Origin of the sequence: Peribacillus sp. B2I2, from assembly GCF_041261685.1 — a bacterium.
In the GTDB taxonomy this organism is placed as follows: Bacteria; Bacillota; Bacilli; order Bacillales; family DSM-1321; genus Peribacillus.
The window spans coordinates 5,259,724-5,281,349 of the sequence record NZ_JBGCCB010000001.1 but is presented as its reverse complement, the minus strand read 5'-3'; the positions used below and the strand labels follow the sequence as shown (position 1 = coordinate 5,281,349).

At 41.6% G+C, this 21,626-nt stretch carries 26 protein-coding genes and 1 riboswitch; of the genes, 22 read left to right on the top strand and 4 right to left on the bottom strand.

What is annotated here, in order from left to right; genetic code table 11:
* Positions 1-16: 16 nt before the first annotated feature.
* Entirely contained in the window at positions 17-1,120 is a 1,104-nt protein-coding gene (locus tag ABIE66_RS26400) for a glycosyltransferase family 4 protein (RefSeq protein WP_370016819.1), read from the top strand.
* Between the two features lie 76 nt (positions 1,121-1,196).
* Complete coding sequence (locus tag ABIE66_RS26395; RefSeq protein ID WP_289326995.1) at positions 1,197-2,246, top strand: glycosyltransferase family 4 protein; 1,050 nt, start codon at positions 1,197-1,199, stop codon at positions 2,244-2,246.
* Positions 2,247-2,388: 142 nt separating this feature from the next.
* Here the strand turns inward: ABIE66_RS26395 and ABIE66_RS26390 are convergent, their stop codons facing one another.
* The 3 genes from ABIE66_RS26390 to ABIE66_RS26380 form a co-directional block, all read right to left on the bottom strand.
* Positions 2,389-2,604, bottom strand: coding sequence for a hypothetical protein (locus tag ABIE66_RS26390; RefSeq protein ID WP_370016818.1), 216 nt, complete (start codon positions 2,602-2,604; stop codon positions 2,389-2,391).
* Between the two features lie 65 nt (positions 2,605-2,669).
* Positions 2,670-3,413, bottom strand: coding sequence for an LCP family protein (locus tag ABIE66_RS26385; RefSeq protein WP_370016817.1), 744 nt, complete (start codon positions 3,411-3,413; stop codon positions 2,670-2,672).
* Between the two features lie 174 nt (positions 3,414-3,587).
* Positions 3,588-4,223 (bottom strand): YigZ family protein, encoded by a 636-nt coding sequence (locus tag ABIE66_RS26380; RefSeq protein WP_289326993.1) that lies wholly within the window; start codon positions 4,221-4,223, stop codon positions 3,588-3,590.
* A 627-nt stretch (positions 4,224-4,850) separates the two neighbouring features.
* On the opposite strand from ABIE66_RS26380, the gene ABIE66_RS26375 reads away from it, so the two are divergent.
* The 20 genes from ABIE66_RS26375 to ABIE66_RS26280 all read left to right on the top strand — a co-directional run bounded on the left by ABIE66_RS26375 (position 4,851) and on the right by ABIE66_RS26280 (position 21,030).
* Positions 4,851-5,993, top strand: a complete 1,143-nt coding sequence (locus ABIE66_RS26375) for a sensor histidine kinase (protein ID WP_289314374.1) — start codon at positions 4,851-4,853, stop codon at positions 5,991-5,993.
* A gap of 39 nt (positions 5,994-6,032) precedes the next feature.
* The gene (locus ABIE66_RS26370; RefSeq protein ID WP_283916290.1) at positions 6,033-6,716 is read left to right on the top strand and encodes a response regulator; all 684 of its coding nucleotides are present in this window, start codon (positions 6,033-6,035) and stop codon (positions 6,714-6,716) included.
* A gap of 198 nt (positions 6,717-6,914) precedes the next feature.
* A complete protein-coding gene (locus ABIE66_RS26365; RefSeq protein WP_289326992.1) occupies positions 6,915-7,757 on the top strand; it encodes a DegV family protein in 843 nt (280 codons plus the stop codon).
* A 388-nt stretch (positions 7,758-8,145) separates the two neighbouring features.
* The gene (locus tag ABIE66_RS26360) at positions 8,146-9,276 is read left to right on the top strand and encodes an ATP-dependent helicase ComFA (protein ID WP_370016816.1); all 1,131 of its coding nucleotides are present in this window, start codon (positions 8,146-8,148) and stop codon (positions 9,274-9,276) included.
* Positions 9,269-9,961, top strand: a complete 693-nt coding sequence (locus tag ABIE66_RS26355) for a ComFC family protein (protein WP_370016815.1) — start codon at positions 9,269-9,271, stop codon at positions 9,959-9,961. The genes ABIE66_RS26360 and ABIE66_RS26355 overlap by 8 nt, the downstream gene beginning before the upstream one ends.
* Before the next feature lie 99 nt (positions 9,962-10,060).
* A complete protein-coding gene (locus ABIE66_RS26350; RefSeq protein ID WP_370016814.1) occupies positions 10,061-10,321 on the top strand; it encodes a hypothetical protein in 261 nt (86 codons plus the stop codon).
* A gap of 385 nt (positions 10,322-10,706) precedes the next feature.
* Positions 10,707-10,970, top strand: coding sequence for a flagellar biosynthesis anti-sigma factor FlgM (gene flgM, locus ABIE66_RS26345; RefSeq protein ID WP_289326988.1), 264 nt, complete (start codon positions 10,707-10,709; stop codon positions 10,968-10,970).
* 77 nt (positions 10,971-11,047) lie between these two features.
* Complete coding sequence (locus tag ABIE66_RS26340; protein WP_289326987.1) at positions 11,048-11,536, top strand: flagellar protein FlgN; 489 nt, start codon at positions 11,048-11,050, stop codon at positions 11,534-11,536.
* A gap of 30 nt (positions 11,537-11,566) precedes the next feature.
* Positions 11,567-13,126, top strand: a complete 1,560-nt coding sequence (gene flgK, locus ABIE66_RS26335; protein ID WP_370016813.1) for a flagellar hook-associated protein FlgK — start codon at positions 11,567-11,569, stop codon at positions 13,124-13,126.
* Between the two features lie 12 nt (positions 13,127-13,138).
* Positions 13,139-14,017: a flagellar hook-associated protein FlgL gene (gene flgL, locus ABIE66_RS26330; RefSeq protein WP_370016812.1), complete on the top strand. Its 879-nt coding sequence runs from the start codon at positions 13,139-13,141 to the stop codon at positions 14,015-14,017.
* Positions 14,018-14,096: 79 nt separating this feature from the next.
* Complete coding sequence (locus tag ABIE66_RS26325; protein WP_370016811.1) at positions 14,097-14,600, top strand: DUF6470 family protein; 504 nt, start codon at positions 14,097-14,099, stop codon at positions 14,598-14,600.
* A 46-nt stretch (positions 14,601-14,646) separates the two neighbouring features.
* Entirely contained in the window at positions 14,647-15,090 is a 444-nt protein-coding gene (gene fliW / locus ABIE66_RS26320; RefSeq protein WP_289326983.1) for a flagellar assembly protein FliW, read from the top strand.
* Complete coding sequence (gene csrA / locus ABIE66_RS26315) at positions 15,090-15,323, top strand: carbon storage regulator CsrA (RefSeq protein WP_289326982.1); 234 nt, start codon at positions 15,090-15,092, stop codon at positions 15,321-15,323. Before fliW ends, csrA begins: the two co-directional genes overlap by 1 nt.
* 136 nt (positions 15,324-15,459) lie before the next feature.
* Complete coding sequence (gene hag / locus ABIE66_RS26310; protein WP_370016810.1) at positions 15,460-16,398, top strand: flagellin Hag; 939 nt, start codon at positions 15,460-15,462, stop codon at positions 16,396-16,398.
* A 219-nt stretch (positions 16,399-16,617) separates the two neighbouring features.
* Positions 16,618-16,980 carry a flagellar protein FlaG gene (gene flaG / locus ABIE66_RS26305; protein ID WP_370016809.1) on the top strand — a complete coding sequence of 121 codons (363 nt, stop codon included), beginning with the start codon at positions 16,618-16,620 and terminating at the stop codon, positions 16,978-16,980.
* Positions 16,981-16,993: 13 nt separating this feature from the next.
* Positions 16,994-18,505 carry a flagellar hook-associated protein 2 gene (locus ABIE66_RS26300; protein WP_370016808.1) on the top strand — a complete coding sequence of 504 codons (1,512 nt, stop codon included), beginning with the start codon at positions 16,994-16,996 and terminating at the stop codon, positions 18,503-18,505.
* 24 nt (positions 18,506-18,529) lie between these two features.
* Complete coding sequence (gene fliS / locus ABIE66_RS26295; RefSeq protein WP_370016807.1) at positions 18,530-18,931, top strand: flagellar export chaperone FliS; 402 nt, start codon at positions 18,530-18,532, stop codon at positions 18,929-18,931.
* The gene (fliT, locus tag ABIE66_RS26290; RefSeq protein ID WP_370016806.1) at positions 18,871-19,275 is read left to right on the top strand and encodes a flagellar protein FliT; all 405 of its coding nucleotides are present in this window, start codon (positions 18,871-18,873) and stop codon (positions 19,273-19,275) included. The genes fliS and fliT overlap by 61 nt, the downstream gene beginning before the upstream one ends.
* A gap of 252 nt (positions 19,276-19,527) precedes the next feature.
* Entirely contained in the window at positions 19,528-20,085 is a 558-nt protein-coding gene (gene hpf / locus ABIE66_RS26285) for a ribosome hibernation-promoting factor, HPF/YfiA family (RefSeq protein ID WP_289326977.1), read from the top strand.
* Between the two features lie 687 nt (positions 20,086-20,772).
* Positions 20,773-20,858: riboswitch (cyclic di-GMP riboswitch) on the top strand.
* 31 nt (positions 20,859-20,889) lie between these two features.
* Positions 20,890-21,030, top strand: coding sequence for an anti-repressor SinI family protein (locus tag ABIE66_RS26280; RefSeq protein WP_370016805.1), 141 nt, complete (start codon positions 20,890-20,892; stop codon positions 21,028-21,030).
* 137 nt (positions 21,031-21,167) lie between these two features.
* Here ABIE66_RS26280 and ABIE66_RS26275 read toward each other — a convergent pair whose 3' ends face one another.
* Positions 21,168-21,491, bottom strand: coding sequence for a helix-turn-helix domain-containing protein (locus ABIE66_RS26275; protein ID WP_289326975.1), 324 nt, complete (start codon positions 21,489-21,491; stop codon positions 21,168-21,170).
* Between the last annotated feature and the right edge of the window lie 135 nt (positions 21,492-21,626).

Here is a 21,626-nt window from a genome sequence, read left to right as displayed (position 1 = left end):
TTAAGGAGTGGACTGGATGAGAATCTTGCATTTAAACGCTGGTAATGAAATTGGCGGCGGTATGTTTCATATTATGTCCTTACTGAACCAATTGAATAAAGAGGAGTGCTTGCTTGGTTTATTTGAAGATGGTGAATTTTACCGGAGGGCCAGGTCCTCTGGGATACAAACTGAACTTTTCAAGCAACATTCGAAATATGACCTTTCAATTTTGAAACCTTTACGGGACTTTATCCGTCTAAATAATATAGACATCATCCATACCCATGGTCCGCGGGCGAATATATATGGTGCTTTATTAAAGCGCCTCATTAAACGTCCTTGGCTTCTTACTGTTCACAGTTCACCTCAACATGATTTTTTAGGCCAGGGTGTAAAAGGAAAATTGTTTACGGGCCTACATGTAAGGTCATTTCAATATGCCGATCATATACTGGCAGTTTCCGATCGCTTTAAGCAGGACTTGATTGACCAGGGAATCCATTCGTCCAAAATTACAAAGATCCTAAATGGAATTGACTTTGAAAAGGAATTGCCTTTCCCCTTTCAAAGGGATGCTTTCGGGTTTGGGGCAGATGATTTCATCATCATCATGCCTGCAAGGCTTGAACCGGTGAAAGGTCATGAATTTGCCTTAGCGGCATTAAGTGAAGTGGTATCAGAATTCCCCCATGTAAAGCTGTTGCTTGCTGGGGATGGGAGCAGGAGAACTGTTCTGGAAAATATGGTCTCGGAAAAGGGATTATCCGATCACGTGCACTTTTTAGGGTATCGTGAAGATTTGGAAAGAATCTACCCATTGGGGGACGTCACATTATTGACTTCCTTAAGCGAAAGCTTTCCATTGGTACTACTTGAAGGAGCAAGATCCGGTCTGCCGGCAATCACTAGTGATGTTGGCGGTGTAAAGCAATTGATTCCTGATGGGAGCAAGGGCTGGATTACGGATATCGGCAATGTCGATCAGCTGAAATTGGCCATCTGCAACGCTTTAGAATCAAAAAAATCCGGAAACCTGACAAAGATAGGGTTGGATTTACAAAAATTTGCAAAAAACAACTTTTCTATAGAGATTTTAGCCAATAACGTATATAATGTTTATTTGAGGATGAAAAATTAAAATAAGCATTTATATATAGGTTTTCTTATAGATCGTTACGGGTATTAGATTTTTAGTTGAAATGAGGTGGTTCTTGATGTTAATAGGGGCCTTGTTGGTAGCCTTTTTATTATCCATTTTTTTGACTCCTTTTGTCGGAAAGCTGGCCTTTAAATTAGGAGCTACCGATAAACCGAATGAGCGAAAAGTGCATAGTAAAATTATGCCGCGCATGGGCGGTTTAGCTATATTTTTGAGTTTTTTCATTACCTTCTTACTTTTTACAAATGATTTTTGGGGACAATTGCCACTCCTGGTAGGAGCACTTGTCATCATTCTAATCGGGATGGCTGATGATATATATGAATTAAGAGCTGCACCCAAATTCCTGGGCCAGGTTTTGGCTGCCCTCATTATCGTATTATGGGGCGGTCTTGAAGTGGAATTCATCAATTTGCCGTTCTTTACCGATACACTTGAATTTGGTGTTTTAAGTATACCGATCACCATTTTGTGGATTGTCGGCATCATTAATGCAATTAACCTAATAGATGGACTGGATGGTCTCGCAGGTGGTGTCTCAACGATCGCATTAGTGACAATTGCAACAATGGCCCTTATTAAACATGATCTGTTTGTTGCTATGGTCGCATTGATCGTGATTGGAAGCACTCTGGGCTTTTTGAAATTTAACTTTCATCCGGCAAAGATTTTCATGGGAGATACAGGTGCCTTATTTTTAGGTTATATCATTGCCGTCCTGTCCCTGCTAGGATTTAAAAACGTTACGATGATTTCCTTGATCGTACCGATCATCATCTTGGGTGTGCCCATTTCGGATACATTTTTCGCGATTATCCGCAGGGTCGTCAATAAACAGCCAATCTCGGCTGCTGATAAATCCCATTTACATCACTGCTTGATAAACTTGGGATTCACTCATAAGCAGACTGTCTTGCTCATTTACGCTTTAGCTGCCTGCTTCGGCTTAGCGGCAATAATCTTTTCATTTGCAACGATGTGGGGAGCTTTGTTCCTTGTAACTGGACTCCTGTTGATCATAGAGATTTTTGTGGAGAAAATTGGTTTGGTCAATTCAAACTATCAGCCGTTGCTGAAGATGCTCAACTTTAAAAACAAGCCATGACGGCTTTGCAAATAGATTACTAGATTAGAAAAGCCTCCATCCGTTACTTTAAAACGGATGGAGGCTTTTTTTGACATGAGAGAATCGAAGAGGAAGCAAGAAAAAGTGAAACCCCCACTTCATGACGAGTGGGGGTTTCACTTTATTCTTGTATTTGTGATTGAACGGATTCAGTTTGATTGCCTTCTTTCGGTCCCAGGTTCAAGTGGGATTGAAGCATCAGCTTAGTGTTGGCTACTGATGTTTCGTTGAGCTGATAATAATAGGTTCCGCCAATGGTAGAATCCTGACCTTCAAGTTTGATGGTTTCAAGATTGAGACCTTTATCGGTAGTTACATATTTTATGAAACCTCTCATTTGTGAGAATTGAAGGTTCGTTGTCATATTGTCACCGACAGCTTCCATTACGCCTGTATATTTAGTTAGTGTGATCCAGCAGAGGTTGCTTTGGCAATGATGGCTTTTAGGACTTCTTGCTGACGCTCACCACGTTGGATATCACTGTCCTTTTTACGTGTCCGTGCAAACGCTAATGCTTCTTCACCATTAACTGTCTGTAATCCTTTTTCAAGATGGATGGCATTCCTCTTGTCCTTTGAATCCATTTCATTCAATTCATATGGTACGTCGACTTCGATTCCGTCCAATGAATCCACGACATCGATGAAAGCATTAAAGTTCATGCGGACATAATAATCGACAGGGATATCGAATAACTCCTCAACGGTGTCCATCGTTGCTTTTGCTCCACCGGCAGCATGCGCCGCGTTGATTTTCGTGGTTACGCCTTTGGCTGGCACGTACACATACGAATCACGAGGAATGCTTAATAGTTTTATAGATTTTTGATCTTTATTGAAGGTAGCCAAGATTAAAGCATCCGAGCGTGAGTTTCCTTTAAAGTCACGTTCCTTACTATCATCGATCCCTATGAAAAGAATGGAGAAATTATCTTCGAGCGGGTCGATCGCTGCACTCCGCTTTGCAGATGCTTCCACAGGGTCATAAGAATCATTGAATACATTCTGGGCTTTCATATACAGGGTTGCAGCATACGTAGAAGCCCCCAGACCAAGTACCAGCAGCGGAACAAGCAATAACCAAAGTCTCTTTCGCCTTTTTTTCTTTGTTTTTTTAATTTTATAGACACGCCTAGTATTAGACATCTTTTCTTCTCCTTTTAAATAACGAACATCAGACATAAATCGCTATTTTTCGAATCCTGCAGGTTATATTTCGTCAATTAATCCTAATTTTACAATGATTTAATAATTTCGTAAAATAAATATTTCTTTTCAATTATATTACAGCATAAAAAAGGAAAAATATGCAGGAAGAAATCAGGTGAATTCCTGTTCCAAATATAGCATTTCGTCCTCAGTGATTTGGCCTTGACCATTTGTCAGCTCTGTAATCCAGGCGGTATATGCCTCTTTTTGTGTTTCCCCGACATATACAAGGATATTGACCTGATCGAGGTACTGAATTTCCTTTATTTGATAAATGGAAGATCGCAATTCGTTTTCCAATTTTCCAAGCCAGGTATAGTCGACGGTTGTCGAAATGACCCGCATTAATTTTCTAATGACTACACCGGTGGTATTTATTCCTTCTGAAGTCGCTTTGCTGTAAGCGCGAATGAGACCGCCAGCACCAAGTTTGATGCCGCCAAAATACCGTGTGACCACAACCGCCGTGTCTTTCAGTTCTTTTTTCTTAAGAACTTCAAGGATAGGGACGCCTGCTGTACCGCTCGGTTCTCCATCGTCGAGGGCTTTTTGGATTTGATTTTGTTCCCCGATCATATAGGCAGAACAATTATGTGTAGCATCTTTATGCTTTTTCTTGATCTCCTGGATAAAGGCCTGTGCGGCTTCTTCGGTTTCGACTCGGGCGATGTGGGAAATAAAACGGGATTTTTCAATGATGATTTCGTGTTCGCCGCGACCTGCCACCGTTAAATATTGAGTGAGCATTACTATTCCACCTTCGTACTTCCTATTAGTTGATTTATTATAAGGCTTTGCGGAAAAAGTGGCAATGACGATCCATTTTCATACTGGCATGTGTAAAGAAACTTTAATATAAGAAAAATTTGTACGTGTTATAATTAATTCTATTGCCTGTTATTGTTATTAGCTGGTCACATATGCTTAAAAGAATAACATTCTAGGAAAAACATGCGTCCTGTACCATAATCCTGGCTTGTCCTTAACGTGTCCTCTCATTTCAAGGATTTTGCCATTTAATAAATGCATCTGTTTCATATGATAATCAATGGAGCGGAATATCCCATTTGTTTGAAAAGGATAATTTGTATTAGGATAATAGAAATGGCTTTCTGCCTTTAATTAGGTAGACTATTACGCTATCCATAGCCGGGAAAATGAGATGTATAGTAAATATGTACATTTTGTGGAAATCCGAAAAGGAAATTAACGTATTTTTATTCTTTTTTTGGTACAATATGTTCATGAAGGTTACTTCACAAAAGTTTCCTGAAATTTAACCATTCATGAAAAAGGAAAAGAACTTTTTTCCATATACATAGTCTTTAAGACAATAAATTGTTTAAGTCTTTTGATTTAAGTGGAGGGATCTTAATGTCCATAAAAAAGGTTGATGCTAAAGCATTGGACAAGATCTTAGAAACAATGGTGAGCACTGTCAGTGAAAGTAAGGGTGAGGTCTTTGATATCGGCGAACAATGCCGAAAGGATTTTGAGTCACTGACAAAAGAGCTTGATGATGTGAAAATTAGGGTTGCCATTGTGATAACCGATAGCGATGCACTGGATTCAAAAGCCAGGTTTGCTCGAAAAAGGCTTTCCGAAGTCAGTATGCACTTCAACCATTTTTCTGAAGAACAGGTGCGCGATGCTTATGAAAGGGCACATAAGCTGCAAGTCGATTTACAAATAAACCGGCAATTGGAGAAAGAGCTCCGTAATCGCCGGGATGAACTTGAGTTAAGGTTAAGGGGTTTACAGCAGACGATCGATAAAGCGGTGCATCTCGTCTCGCAAATATCGGTGGTACAGAATTATTTGACGCAGGATCTTAAATTTGTGGGGGAAGCCCTTCAAGAAGCGAAACGCAAACAGGACTTCGGTTTGAAAATTATCGAAGCCCAGGAGCAGGAACGTAAAAAGCTTTCGCGGGAAATTCATGATGGTCCGGCGCAAATGCTGGCAAACGTCATGATGCGTTCAGATTTGATAGAACGAGTACAACGTGAGAGAGGTCCTGATGAAGCGCTAGTGGAGATCCGTAGTTTAAAGGTCATGGTAAGGAATGCTTTATATGAAGTGCGCAGAATCATCTATGATCTTCGCCCTATGGCACTTGATGATTTAGGCCTAGTTCCTACCCTCAGAAAGTATTTGCAAACGACCGAAGACTATAATAAGGGCGTGCATTTGAATTTCGTCAACCTTGGACAGGTCAAAAGGCTTCCTTCCGATATGGAGGTCGCTTTATTCAGGCTAGTTCAAGAGGCTGTACAAAATTCTTTGAAGCATGCGGAGCCAAAACAGGTTCAAGTTAAACTGTCCATTTCCAAAGAGATGGTGACCGTCGTCGTCAAAGATGATGGAAAAGGGTTTGACTCTTCAATCCAAAAAGAAGGTTCATTTGGATTGGTAGGCATGAGGGAAAGAGTCGAGTTGCTTGAAGGTGAAATGACGATCGATTCACAACCAGGGGCAGGCACTTTGGTGTTTATACAGATTCCCTATCATTTATAAATATAGAGAATAGAAATAGAAACTAGGAGGAAGAAGCCGTTGAAGACTAGTATCATCATTATCGATGACCATCAGCTTTTCCGTGAAGGCGTAAAGCGCATATTAGATTTTGAATCATCCTTTGATGTTGTTGCCGAGGGCGATGACGGAAGCGAAGCTATGGATCTCGTTGAAACACATAAACCTGATGTTGTCATCATGGATATCAACATGCCGACTATGAATGGGGTCGAAGCGACAAAAATGCTCGTGAACCGTTACCCTGAAACAAAAGTCATCATCCTTTCCATTCATGATGATGAAAATTACGTGCAGCATGCATTGAAAACAGGAGCACAAGGTTACCTGTTGAAAGAAATGGACGCAGATGCGTTGATTGATGCCGTTCGTGTAGTCGCTGAAGGCGGCTCATACCTTCATCCGAAGGTTACCCATAATTTAGTTAAAGAATATCGCCGCTTAGCAGCTGAAGAGGGTGCTGATCGTGATTCCATTCACACAATAGAAATCAGGAGGCCGCTTCACCTATTGACTCGACGTGAATGTGAAGTACTTCAACTTTTAGCGGACGGAAAAAGCAACCGTGCCATCGGCGAAACTCTATATATCAGTGAAAAAACAGTCAAGAACCATGTGAGTAACATTCTTCAGAAGATGAATGTGAATGACCGTACACAAGCGGTCGTCCTAGCTATTAAAAATGGCTGGGTAGAAGTGAAGTAATTAAAGCTTTCGATAAGTCCGGCTCTTCAGTTTCCGCAATGCGTACTGAAGGGTCGGACTTTTTTGTCGGTCTCGATTTAAAATTGGGATTTTACATATTTATGGTAATGAATAAAGCTATTTAATGCAAATAAAGGCATTTTCAGATAGTATGGTGAATAAGATACAGAGTAAATTTTTATAAGGATGGTACTATTTATGAAAACCTCAGTCGTAACAGATAGCACTGCATATATACCCAAGGAAATTCGTGAACGTCTACATATACATATGATGCCGCTTAATGTCATTTTTTCCAATGAAGCTTACCGGGAAGAAGTGGACATTACTGCGGATGAGTTTTATGAGGAAGTAAAGAGGCAGGAGAAATTACCGACCACTTCACAGCCTCCAATCGGACAGTTTGTCGAGAAATTCGAGGAGCTGCAAAAAGAATATGATGATGTTATTTCGATTCATTTATCGAGCGGAATCAGTGGTACGTATCAAGGAGCGGTATCGGCAGGTGAAATGGTCGAGGGGATTAGGGTACATGCCTTTGATTCGGAAATCAGCTGCATGGTCCAGGGGTTTTACGTGATTGAGGCGGCTAAGATGGCACTCGATGGTAAAGGCGCAGGAGAGATCATCGCCAGGCTCGAAGAAATGAAACCATCCGTCAAGGCATACTTCATGGCAGACGATCTATCCCATCTACAGCGCGGTGGACGCTTAAGCAGTGCCCAAGCATTGATTGGCAGTCTGCTTCAAGTGAAGCCGGTCCTCCATTTTGTTGATAAAGTCATTGTTCCTTTTGAAAAAATCCGTACAAGAAAAAAAGCGATGAAACGGATTGCTGATTTACTTGGAGATGACGCGGCAGGCGGCGAGAAGTATAAAGCCGTCATTATTCATGCAAAGCGAGAAAGTGAAGCTGAAAGTTGGAAAACCGAACTTGAAGTTCGGTTCCCTAATGTCGAGTTCGACATCAGCTATTTCGGTCCAGTAATCGGTACGCATCTGGGCGAAGGCTCGATGGGGATGGGCTGGTATAAAATATAAGCTGGTACGCCTTTCCCTTGAAAAAGGGGAAGGCGTTTTTATATGAGCAAAAAGGGATCTGAAAGTAAAAAGCGAATGATATGGAGGAGTGTAATTTATTAAGAAAGAAGGTTGCAGTTTGGAAAATATGATCATTCCCCCTCCTTTTTCCCCGGAACTACAGAACCATCTCATGGGAAGGCACCTTTTGGCCTTCGAAATCCCCTTCTCCCAAGAACTAATCACAGGACATCTCAAGAATGGGTATGTATCGGAAACTTGCGGCGTGCAATCTGAGAGTGGCCTGTTTAATTGTGTTCGCTGCGGTAACAAAGATCAAGCTTTGTTTTATACCTTCCCATGTAAGATGTGCAATCGGGATTGCACTTACTGCCGCTCCTGCATCATGATGGGTCGGGTCAGTGAATGTGCAAAGTTATATAAATGGACCGGTCCGGGTGTTCAGTTTGAGGTTCCGGACAATGTGATGAGTTGGGAAGGCACTTTATCTGCAGGTCAGCAAAATGCCTCTGACTGTGTCGTTGAGGCCATACACGGAAAAAGTGAATTCCTGGTATGGGCAGTATGTGGCGCCGGTAAGACGGAGGTCCTATTTGCAGCAATTGGGGCAGCCTTGCATTCCGGGAAACGGATCTGTTTGGCAACACCGCGGACCGATGTCGTTCTCGAACTCTCACCGAGGTTAAAAAAAGCCTTTCCTGCCATTGAGGTCACGACCCTCCATGGAGGCAGTGCAGATCGACATGGGTTTTCGCCACTAACTGTTTCCACTACACATCAGCTTTTCCGTTTTATTGAAGCCTTTGATGTCATCATCGTCGATGAAGTCGATGCGTTTCCCTACTCAATTGATGATTCGCTCCACTATGCGGTTAATAAATCGAAAAAGTTTTCTGCCGCAACCATCTACTTGACCGCCACACCTACGAAACGGATGCAGCGGCTATATCGAAGCGGAAAATTGAAAGCCGTTATAATCCCAGCCCGTTACCATCGTCAGCCCATCCCTGTCCCTGAAATGAAATGGAGCGGCAACTGGCAAAAACTATTTCTTCAAAAAAAGATTCCTCCCGTAATCAACGGATGGGTAACTGAACGCCTTAGGCAGAATATCCCCTTCCTATTATTTTTTCCAAGTATTCAAGTGATGGAGCAAGTCATTCCTCTGTTTCAAAGGCTGTCCCCTGAATTAACGATTGTCCACTCACATCACCCTGATCGAAGGGAAAGAGTACTGGCATTAAGAAATGGAATGGTTCCAGGGTTATTGACCACGACCATATTGGAACGGGGTGTGACAATTGAACGGTTGGAAGTAGCCGTGATTGGTGCTGAACATGAAGTGTTTTCAGAAAGCGCCCTCGTTCAGATTGCAGGCCGGGTAGGGAGGAGCTTTGCTAACCCAGCCGGGACGATCACCTTTTTCCATTACGGGAAAAGTAAGGCGATGGTCAAGACGGTTCACCATATACAAATGATGAATGAAGATGCCAAGAAAAGGGGGCTGCTGGATGAGTAGATGTCTTGTTTGTGATGAAGGAATGAAGGAGGCATTGACTTGGAGGAGCCTATTGGAAAGGGCCGAGGCAAAGGCAATCTGTGAAAGGTGTGAGGGGAAACTTAATAGGATAACCGGAGAAACATGTAAAATGTGTACAAGGGAGCTGGACGGTAATTACAGCACAGGTGACCTCTGTCTGGATTGTTCAAGATGGGAAAGGGATAGGGAATGGGGAGGCTATTTGTCGAAGAACATATCGCTATTTCATTATAATGAATACCTAAAAGATATTATTGCCAAATATAAGTACCGAGGGGATTATGCATTAGCTGAGGTTTTCGTCCCTTTTATGAAAGACAGGCTAAAGGACATGGTGTTTGACCTTGTAACTACCATCCCTCTTAGTGATGAACGGCTTAGGGAACGGGGATTCAATCAGGGACAGGCATTAGCAGACCTTCTTGGACTTCAAACCGTTGAGACCTTAACGAGAATCCATTCGGAAAAACAATCAAAAAAATCACGTCAAGATAGACTGTCATTACCGCAGGTATTTCGGGTCATACACCCCGATTTGCTGGAGCATAAATCAATTTTGATCATCGATGACATTTACACGACAGGCACAACTCTCAGGCAAGCAGCCAAGTCATTGAAAACAGCTGGGGCCAAAGAAGTATCATCCATCACCCTTGCTAGGTGAAACAGCTCATTTTAAACAACATCCTAAAGTATCGCCGGTATTATTCGATATATAAAGTACTGAAGAATAATCGTTGTGATGGTGAAGGAGGGGCCCCTAATGGAAATATTCAACTGTCCAAACTGTAATTCGTTATTCGTTATGACGAAATTCCGTGATGTATGCGATGCCTGCTATAAAGAAGAAGAAGCCCAATATGATAAAGTGTATGCATATATTCGCAAGAAAATAAATAGAACGGCGTCCATGATGCAAGTGGTTAAGGACACTGGCGTTGAAGAGACTTCTTTAATCATTAAATTCGTGAAAACAGGAAAGCTAAGGATTTTCGCAGTTTCCCAATCTGGGAATTCCTTGTGAAAAGTGCGGTACTCACATCAAGAGCGGAAGGTTATGCGGAGAATGCAGCGATTCACTGCGTACGGATTTAGAGACATTTGAAAATGAGGAAAAGCGCCTAACTGGAATTCAAGGAAATGATAAAAAAAATACGTACTACATGAAGGAAGATCAATAAGGATAAATCATGGCAACATGATGCTTGATTTGTTAAAATATTCGATATTGAGAACAAGAATCGACAATGGTTGTCGAAGGAAAGATTAAAGAAACAATTAAAGAAATCCATTCCTTGTCGATAATAACGATAGGGAGATTAACACAGTCCAGAGCCATTTTCATGGTCTGTTAAGGAAACGTACTATTATGGAATCTAAAAAATGGACCGAAGGAGAGGATCTGGAATATGAAAATCAATAACGTCGGTATGACAGGTGTTAACCCTTATAATCTTCAAGCCAATAAAACGGGGAATATCAAAGAATCCAAGGTCAAATCCTCGGATAAAGTCGAAATTTCTTCAGCGGCAAAAGAAATGCAGCAATCATCTCCGATTCCTGCTGCAAGACAAGCAAAAGTGGACGAATTGAAAATCCAAGTTGAAAACGGAAATTATAAATTGAATGCACAGGCAACGGCTAAGGGTCTCATCGATTTTTACCGGAAATGAATTTTCATTGAAAATGCTTGAATGAAGTGGACGGAAGCATTTTCCGTCCTTCATTTATGAGTAGAGGAGGCGGCAAAATGTCTGCACGGAACATCATCGAATCGCTTGAAAAATTGATCAAGCTCCATAAAAGCTTCAATCAATTAGCGATAAGAAAAACGGTCATTTTGAAAGCAAGTGATACCGAGGCAATTAATGCCCTGCTGATTCAGGAACAAAAGCATATTAAAGCAATCAGTCAAACGGATAAGGAAAGGGAAGGGGCAGTCGAGGAATTTCTTACAGCAAATGGATCGGTGGGACAGGCGGCCTCCATCCATGCAATAACGGAAATGACAGGACCGGCAGAAACGGAAATCCTTGAACGGCTTAAAGCGGAATTGAGTGATGAAGTGGCTAAGCTGAAGGAGCGGAACTATTTAAATCAGCAATTGATCTATCAGTCCCTTCAATTCATCAATGTCTCTTTGGATATGCTGAGGCCGCAAAATCAGAACCTGAATTACGGGGATTCGGTTAAAATACCGGTAAAAAGCGCCATGGGAATGTTTGATACCAAAGCATAAGAAACAGAAAAAAGATGGAGGTTCGAGTAAATGATTTCAACCTTTATGGGTCTTGAGACGGCTAAGCGCGGATTATCCACCTCTCAAGGGGCCTTGTACACAACAGGAAATAACGTGGCCAATGCCAATACATTAGGTTATTCAAGGCAGCGGGTCAACCTGGTCCAGACGTCTGGCTTTCCTACTGTCGGGTTGAACAGCCCGCGCGTAGCTGGGCAGATCGGGACAGGGGTAGCGGCAGAAACGGTTCAGCGGATACGGGACAGTTTCCTGGACGCACAATACAGGACACAGAGTAATAAAATCGGTTATTACGGGGCCATAAGCGAGTCCTTGACCAAAATGGAAGGGGTCATGAATGAACCAACCGACAGCGGATTGGCTGCCATGATGGAGAAGTTCTGGAATTCGCTGCAAGGGTTGACGGCCAATACGGAAAACTCCGGGGCGCGTGAAGTAGTTGCCTCAACAGGCGTCATGGTCGCGGATACCCTAAACTACTACTACAACTCGCTAACGAGCGTTCAAACGGATATCGGTAATCAGATATACGTCAAAGCGAACGATATCAATAGGCTCATTAGCAGTATTGATCAGCTTAATCAACAGATCAGTAAAGTGGAGCCGCATGGTTATATCCCCAATGACCTTTATGATAAACGTGATGTACTCGTAGACAATCTCTCTCAACTTGTCAGCATTAAAGTGAATAACGTCATTCCGACGGATTATGGCAGAGCCAGCGATGTGGCAACTGGGCTGTATAACATCGAATTGATGCAAGAAGACGGTTCCTCCTATAAGCCGCCCATCAATCTGGTAAGTGTTAACCAAACCGGGATGGTGGGGATTTCGAAAGTTGAAGTTAGCCATGATAAGACGACAGGTATGGTGGACGGAGTGAAATTTGGTTCGAAAACATTGACGGATTACAAATTCACTGGAGATCTATCCGGTTTGATCAACAGCTTCGGTTATAAAAAGGCTGATGGCACGATCGGGGGAGCTTATCCTGATATGCTGAAAAAGCTCGATAATATGACGACAGCTTTTGTGAATGAGTTTAATGCCATCCATAAACAAGGATATGCGTTAGGTGATGGCAGCACTTCGACATTGAACTTCTTTGAACTCGAACCAGGTAAGAGTGCCGCCCAAAGCATCAAGGTGAATCGTGAGATCGTAAAGGACCCGACAAAAATTGCCGCAGGCGGTAAAAGTGGAGGGGCATCCGGGGATAATGAAAATGCAAAACTCCTGGCTGACCTCAAGAAGAAGGCGTTTAGTGAGTACTCGACTAGAGACCAAAATTCAAAGGAATTGACAGGAAGCTTCGACACCTATTATTCCGGTATCATCGGGAAGCTTGGCGTGGATTCCCAAAGCGCCCAAAAGAACCTTTCCAACTCTGTCGTGCTTGCTGAATCCGTTAATCAAAATAGGGAGTCCGTCAGTTCCGTATCCCTTGATGAAGAAATGACGGACATGATCAAATTCCAGCAGGCATACAACGCTTCAGCACGAATGATGACGATGATGGATGAAATGCTCGATAAAATCATAAACGGAATGGGTACAGTAGGCCGATAGGAGTGAACGGAAATGCGGGTAACGCAATCGATGCTAACCAATAATATGTTAAGCAATTTAAGCAGCAGTTATGAAAAGATGGCCAAGCTGCAAGAACAGGTTTCCTCTCAAAAGAAATTCTCCAAACCATCGGATAACCCTGTTGCGGCCATGATGGGAATGGGGTACCGGACAAATCTCAATCAAATTGGGCAATATCAAAGTAACATTGCCGAGGCGGCCAATTGGATCGACAGCACGGATGATGCCATTACTGAAGCGGTTTCCGCCATGCAGCGAATTCGTGAGTTAACGGTTCAAGGCAGCAATGGTACGTATGAAGGGGAACAGCTGAAAAATGTTTCAGAGGAAATTAAGCAATTAAAAGAACATCTCATAACTCTTGGCGACACACAGATAGCCGGGAAGTATATTTTCAACGGCCAGGATACGAATGTGAGACCGTCATCCGTTAAAGACGCGGATGGGAATACGGTATATGTCGCAGGGGGCATAAACCTTGAAGTGTTTTCCGGTATTTCCCTTAAAATCAATACGGACGGTTCCAAGATATTTGGTGATGCACTTGCCACTGGCGGAAGCATCGACCAGACAATCGATGCACTGGAAAACGGCGGCGACGTGAGTGGCGCGCTCGAAGGGCTTGATGCAACGATAAATACGTTCTTAGGCATGCAGGCACAGGTTGGTGCAAGGCAGAATCGGATTGAGCTGATGACGGACCGTCTCAAACAGCAGGAGGTTTTTGCCACTGAAATCCTTTCGAAAAATGAGGATGTCGATATCGAAAAAGCGATCATGGATTTGACGACCCAGGAAAGTGTCCATAGTGCTGCATTAAGTATCGGAGCAAAAATCATGCAACCGAGTTTATTGGATTTTCTTCGCTAAGCTATTCTTAAATGGATAGCTTTTTTCTATAAGGAGTGTTGATGATGCAGATTCCACAAATTAGATTGCAATCACCTCAATGAAGATTGGATTGAATATAGAGCAGCCTGTACAGAAAATCGAACAGAAGGCAGCGGTCCAATCAATCGAACAACCGCAAGCAATCCTGGAAATTCAAACGACCCCAGGCAAGCTGACGATCGATCAGTCACAAGCCAGGGAAGATATGGATTTGAAAAGCCTCTCCAAGCGAGTGGAAGAATTTGCGCAGCAGGGATATCAAGATTGGATGGCGGGTATGGAAAGACGTGCCCAGCAGGGGACGGAGCTGAGGCATATTGAAAAAGGCGGTAATGGACTCGCTGATCAGGCCAGGCAAAACAGCAAAGGGCCCGAGAAGCAATTCAATCTCGGATGGATTCCCTCTCATTTCAGCGTGAAGCTTGACTACCAGCCGGCCCAAGTGAAGCTTGAAGCAACCGCTCAAAAACCGATCATTGATGCTCAAATCCATAAGGTGAACCATGCGTACACACCAGGCCGTGTGAATGTGGAAATTCTACAAAAAATTCGCTGGATATAGATTTCATTAATTTATTTCCGGATGAGATAGGGAAGTGAAAACATAGATGATCATACAGACAAAATTTCATGGCGAAATGGAAATTGCAGAAGAAAAGATTTATAGATTTGAAAGCGGGATACCAGGGTTTTTAGAAGAAAAGCAGTTTTGCTTGCTAACTTTGGATGACACGCCCTTTTTCGTCCTGCAATCCTTAGAAACAAAAGAGGTTTCCTTCATTGTGACGAATCCTTTTGAAGTGTACCGCGATTACGAAGTGAAGCTTACGGATGAGGTATTATCTTCTTTACAAATAGAAACGGAACTGGAAGTCCTGACTTTCGTTATATTAACGATCCAGGACCCTTTCAATGATACGACGGCGAATCTCCAGGCACCCATCATCATAAATAGCTCTAAAAAAATGGGAAAGCAATTTATCATGAGCGGCAGTGAGTACCGTACAAAGCACAGACTGATTGGACCTCTAGAAGAACAGGGGGGAGAATGATGCTCGTATTGACCAGAAAACTAAATGAATCGATCATGATTGGCGATGATATCGAAATTACGATTCTGTCCGTTGAGGGAGAACAGATCAAACTGGGTATCAATGCCCCTAAAAACGTCGATATCCATAGGAAAGAAATCTACCTATCGATCCAGCAGGAAAATAGCGAAGCCTCCAAAACTGAAACCAATCTACTGAAAAATATAAATGAATTTTTCAACAAAAAGTATTAATATCCGCTAAATATGTTTCCAAGCAGGTCGATATAAAATACAACGAAGGGCAGTGAAATAGGAGGCCGACTTATTCACTTCCCATCGTAAACAACCACATGGATGTGGGAACTTAAAACTCAAGGAGGAAACATAAATGATCATCAATCACAATATCTCAGCTCTAAACACGCACCGTCAATTATCAAGTGCAACCAATGCACAATCCAAATCAATGGAGAAACTAGCATCAGGTATGCGTATCAACCGTGCAGGCGACGATGCAGCAGGTCTTGCAATCTCTGAAAAAATGCGTGGGCAAATTCGCGGATTGGACCAAGCCTCCCGTAACTCACAAGATGCGATCTCATTGATTCAAACTGCAGAAGGTGCATTAAACGAAACGACTGACATTCTGCAACGTATGCGTGAGCTTGCTACACAAGCAGCAACAGACACGAATACAACAGAAGATCGTGGAGAAATCCAAAAAGAGATTAACTCTTTAACATCTGAAATTAATCGTATCGGTAATACAACTGAGTTCAATACTCAAAAATTATTGAATGGATCAAAAGATTCCACTGAGGCAGATGGAAATGGAACAGGCAAACCAGGGGTTGGTCTTCAATTCCAAATCGGTGCAAACGAAAACCAAAGTCTTACACTTGAAATAGGAGATATGCGTTCAGAGTCCCTAGGGATTTCTTCTTCTGCTACTGCTGCTGCTGGTGATGGCTTTGCAGCTGATAGTGAAGTAAGCAATGGCACTGACTCTACTGGGGCAGAAAGAGGACTTGATGTTTCTACTGCTAAAGGCGCGTCAGCTGCAATCACGAAAATTCAAAAAGCAATTGAAACTGTATCAGCGGAACGTTCTAAATTAGGTGCTAACCAAAACCGTTTAGAACATACCATCAACAACTTAGGTACTTCTTCTGAAAACCTAACTGCTGCTGAATCACGTGTTCGTGATACAGATATGGCTAAGACTATGATGGAGCAAACTAAAAACTCTATCTTGGCGCAAGCTTCTCAAGCAATGTTAGCTCAAGCAAATCAGCAACCGCAGGGTGTTCTTCAATTACTGCGTTAATTTTTATTCGTTATTCAATAAGACTCCAGATTGTTTCTGGGGTCTTTTTTGTATTATAAGAGTAATAGAAACAGATATGAATATGGTAGAATCCCTTTTCATAGGGAATGTAAAGATGTTCATGAACATCTTTAGTCGCAAACAAATCCTAGAGTGACTAAATATAAGACTGTAATTACCGATATAAAAAGTAAAGATATCATATTGGAGGCTATTTAGATGTTGGATAATTTGTCCACGAATATTCTTTCCTCACAACTTAGAATAGCCATCTCAGAGGGAATCAGTTCATATTATCAGCGGGAAATGAATACGCTTGCCTATTCAGAGCAAAGTGCGGAATCTACTGATGAGCCTACAAAAGAAAAGGTTCAGGAAGTGGTGGATAGTTTGAACACTTTCCTGGATCCAACACATACGGCCGTTCGTTTTGAGTATCATGAGAAGCTGAATGAGTATTATGTCAAGGTTGTGGATGACGTAACGGATGAGACGATTCGGGAGATCCCTCCTAAGAAGTTGCTGGATTTCTACGCGGCAATGACGGAGTTTGTCGGGATCATGGTGGATGAAAAAATATAGGTGGTGAACAATTTTGGTACGAATCAGTGGTTTAGCAAGTGGAATGGACATTGATGAACTAGTTAAGAGCATGATGCAGGCAGAACGGGTGCCATTGGATAAATTAACACAGAAAAAGCAGTCTTCCGAGTGGCAGCGGGATGATTACCGCTCGATGAATACATCTTTATCAGAATTGGATACTCTCATTCGTGATGGAATCGGGAAGCAGTCATCCTTCATTAAAAAGAAGGTGTCGGTATCGAATCCAGATGCAATATCCGTGAAAAATGTGAACTCGGCCAGTGATTTTACTGGCAATATAAAGGTGATCGGGCTTGCCAAAGCAGCAAGCATGACCAGTACGGAGAAATCAGCTGTTACTGACTCCAAAAAGAAACTATCGGAATTGGGCTTCAAGACACCTCAAGAAATTACGATACTGGCCATCAATAAAGATGGCGGTTTTGATACGGAAGTAAAAGATGGAGTAACAGTGGAAAAACCGTATACGCTTACCCTTAATGCGGACGACACGTTAGAGAGTGTCATCAATAAAATCAATGCTAACTCGGGAGTGACTTTATTTTTTGATGAAAATTCCCAGCAGTTTTCCATCACTGCTAAAAATACCGGCGATGTTAAAGACCGCCCTGAAATTGAATTGGGGGGCACCGGAGATTTTTTCAATATGTTAAAAATGAGCAGTAACAATGAGGGGGCTGGCGGCTCAATAGGGGAAAATGCATCCATTGTTTATAATGGCCTGGAAATTTCCCGACCTTCGAATACGTTTCAGGTTAATGGAGCGGAAATAACGGTAAAGCAGAAAACGACGGATACCGTTACATTCTCATCAACAGCTGATGTTGATGCCATCTTGGACACGATCACTCAGTTTGTGAATAAATATAATGAAATCATTAAAAAGGTTCAGGATAAAACGGGTGAAGCGAAATATCGCTCCTTTACCCCACTAACAACCGAGCAAAAGAAGGCAATGACGGAAGATGAAGTGAAGCTGTGGGAGGAAAAAGCGAAGAGCGGAACGTTAAAAAGCGATTCGACATTAAAAAGTCTTTTAACTACGATGAGATCATCTCTGTACACCTCGGTCGATGGGATCACAGGAAAAAACAGTCTTAGCAGTTTGGGAATTACCACAACAAAGAATTACCTCGAGGGCGGTAAATTAACGATTGATGAGGACAAGCTCCGGGCAGCCATTAGTGAGGATCCCAATGCGATTTATGATATGTTCATGGCCAATGGATCGGAAAAGATCGACAAAGGCCTCGCCCGCCGATTAAGGGATGATATACAATCATCCATGAAGGTGATAACTGAAAAAGCAGGGAAGGCCGGCTATGTTAATAACTCGTTTACCATTGGGAAATTGGTTAACGGATTGGATACCCGAATTTCAACATTTGAAGCAAAGTTAACGAAATTGGAATCACGTTACTACAGCCAGTTCACGGCTATGGAAAAAGCGATTCAAAAGGCAAACAGCCAAAGTGCATCGTTAGCTTCTTATTTTAGTTAAGGTAAGTCGGAAAGGAAGTTAAATATGGCGATAAATAATCCATATCAATCGTACCAACAAAATTCAGTCAATACAGCATCTCCTGGCGAGCTTACATTAATGCTGTATAATGGCTGTTTGAAGTTCATCGTGCTTGGGAAAAAAGCCATTGAAGCTGGTAATATTGAAGCGAGGAATACGAACATCATCAAGGCGCAAAACATTATCCACGAATTGATGGTGACGTTGAATATGGATGTGGAAGTATCCAAAGAAATGATGAGTCTGTATGATTTCATTAATCGCCGTCTGATAGATGCGAATTTGAAAAATGATGTTGCTGCCTTGGAAGAGGTGGAGGGACTTGTTACTGAATTCCGGAATGCTTGGAAGGAAGTTATTCAGATGAACCGGAAAAAACAATTTACGCAAAGCGGTCAAGTGTAATGCTGATTCAAACCTTTCATGATTTGACTGCTGAATTACTTGGTGTTCTGGAAGACCGGACGATTGCAGAACGTGATGATAAAATAGAAAGGGTCACACAGCTGATTGATCAGCGAGATGAACTTCTTTCAGAAGTCAAACCGCCTTTTACTGGTGAAGAGAAACAGCTAGGCCGTGCAACCATATTGCTTAACCAAAAGGTCGATCACTTGCTGAAGCTCCAAAAGCAGGAAATACAGCGGGATATCCAGGAAATAAATAAGAAGAAAAAATCATCTAATAAATACACGAACCCGTATGAGAGTCTATCAGTAGATGGCATGTTCTACGATAAAAGAAATTGATTACCCAACCGTTTGGATCCCAAACGGTTTTTATGTTAAATATTTTTAAATTTTCTGTAAATAATATGGTCTTAATTTTTTCTTTATGGCATTACATTTGTTATAATGGAGTTAGGGCAGACATCAACCCTTTCCAAACCTTCCGACAATTGTTTCGTAATTTCGACATATTTCATGATGTGTTTCCAAAAGGAACCGGAGGGGTATTGTAGAATCTAACTGTATAGTCTTAATTTAAGGAGGACTCACTTTATGAATTACAACGTACGCGGTGAAAACATTGAGGTAACTCCAGCAATTCGAGAATACGTCGAAAAGAAAATTGGCAAGTTAGAACGATATTTTAACAATACACCAGATGCAAATGTGTTAGTGAATTTGAAAGTGAACAATAATACATCAAAGGTCGAAGTGACGATTCCTATGCAGAATTTGGTTCTTCGCGCTGAAGAGGAAAATGCGGATATGTATGCTGCCATTGACTTGATCAATGATAAGCTTGAACGCCAAATTCGTAAACATAAAACGAAGGTCAATCGTAAATACCGGAACAACATATCAACGACGCCCGAGGCATTCGCCTTCAATACGGAAGTTGACGAAGTGGTGGATGAATTCGAAGACGATAACGATATTGAAGTGGTCCGCAATAAGCGCTTTGATTTAAAGCCGATGGACAGTGAAGAAGCGATTTTACAAATGAATATGCTTGGTCACAGTTTCTTCGTTTATACGAATGCGGATACCAACACAACGAACGTGGTGTACCGTCGTAAAGATGGACGCTACGGATTAATTGAACCTAGTTAATTATGAATCTAAGATCAAAAGCACAGCCTCTGGGTTGTGCTTTTTTAATGCATTTTGGTAGATTACCAACATATTCGTTGGCAGTTGATAACATTTTATATATTTATATGAATTGGAAAGTATAAAAGTTTTGTTCTTTAAAAAATAGAAAGTAATTTGAGTTTCATTTTAAAGAACGAAATTCGTTCTTTAATGAGATAAAATAATTATTTGTACCTATAAAATCACCACTATCTTTTGGGCTATACTAAATTTGTTAGTTCTTTAAAAAGAACGGTTAGTTTATTATGAAAAACAATTGGGTAAAGGTGCAGAGAGGTTTTTTGTATCGGAAGAATTGCCATACATGCCATAGGGCTTCTTTTAGCAGTGCGGAATATGGATAGTGGCTTTGTCCGACCTACGGCAAGGACTTAACTGTGCAAAAAGCACGGACGCACTTACAATAGAGAGAATTGATACGCCCCATCGATTGATTAAGAAGAGAAATATTTACTATTATATAAAAAAGCGAAATTGACTATTGCATATGATAAAAAATGAATTAGGTTTTTAATTTTCATAATATTGTAATATTTTGTCGGATGAAAGTTTTTGCATTTTGGTAGATTACCGACATAAAATAGCAATATATGGAGTGGGTATCCGTTATAATATGATTATAAGTAATGTATTTGGTAATAAGTACCACGGCAAAGGCAAACTTATTGAAAGATGAGGGCGCAAAGGCACAGGTCTAAGGTCCTTAAGACTATGATGGCTGGTCTGCCTGAAATACAAAGAGTATTTTAGGAGGTAGAAGAGGTGGCTAATGTGGAAATGGATCCAGAATGGGTGAAGTTGATTTCAGAAGCAAGGAGCTTGGGTTTAAAAAAAGAGGAAATTATAGCTTTTTTTGAACGGAAAAGCCTTGAGGTTACATCAGAGGAAAACGATGGAAGATAAGTACCGAAAAGATGAGAACATCCCTATAAACAGTGATTCAACCCATTAGCTGTTTATAGGGTTTATTCTTCCATTCTAGCGAGTCTTGCTTATTCAAGCTGTATTCTTCAGGATTATGTAGGTAGACTAGTGCACTTCTATTCTTCTTTATCTTTTCTCCATTTATTAAACTCGATGAATTCCCTGAATTGTTGTTTTGAAACACCGGAGTTCATAGCCTCTTCAACAATTTTCATCCAATCAGTGTCCAAGATTTCCTTATTCGGTGCATCGTAAAGTAGGGCATCGACAGGAATGTTGAGTACGGTGGAGATTTTTTCAAGAAATTGAATGGAAGGATTCGTTTGTAAGTTCCGCTCGAGGGAACTTAAGTAAGACTTTGCCACGCCTGCTTTATCGGCGAGTTCGGTCATCGACATTTTCTTTTCTTCTCGCAGTTTTTTTACACGTTCACCAATCATCAATACCACCTCGAAACATGTTCTATTTATCTTCTGCTAATAAGTTTCAGTAGCCCACCTTATCATTCAAAACATGAAGCCTGTAAGGTTGGATTACCTTGACATGCTATCGCTAGGGATGACACAGCATCTAGT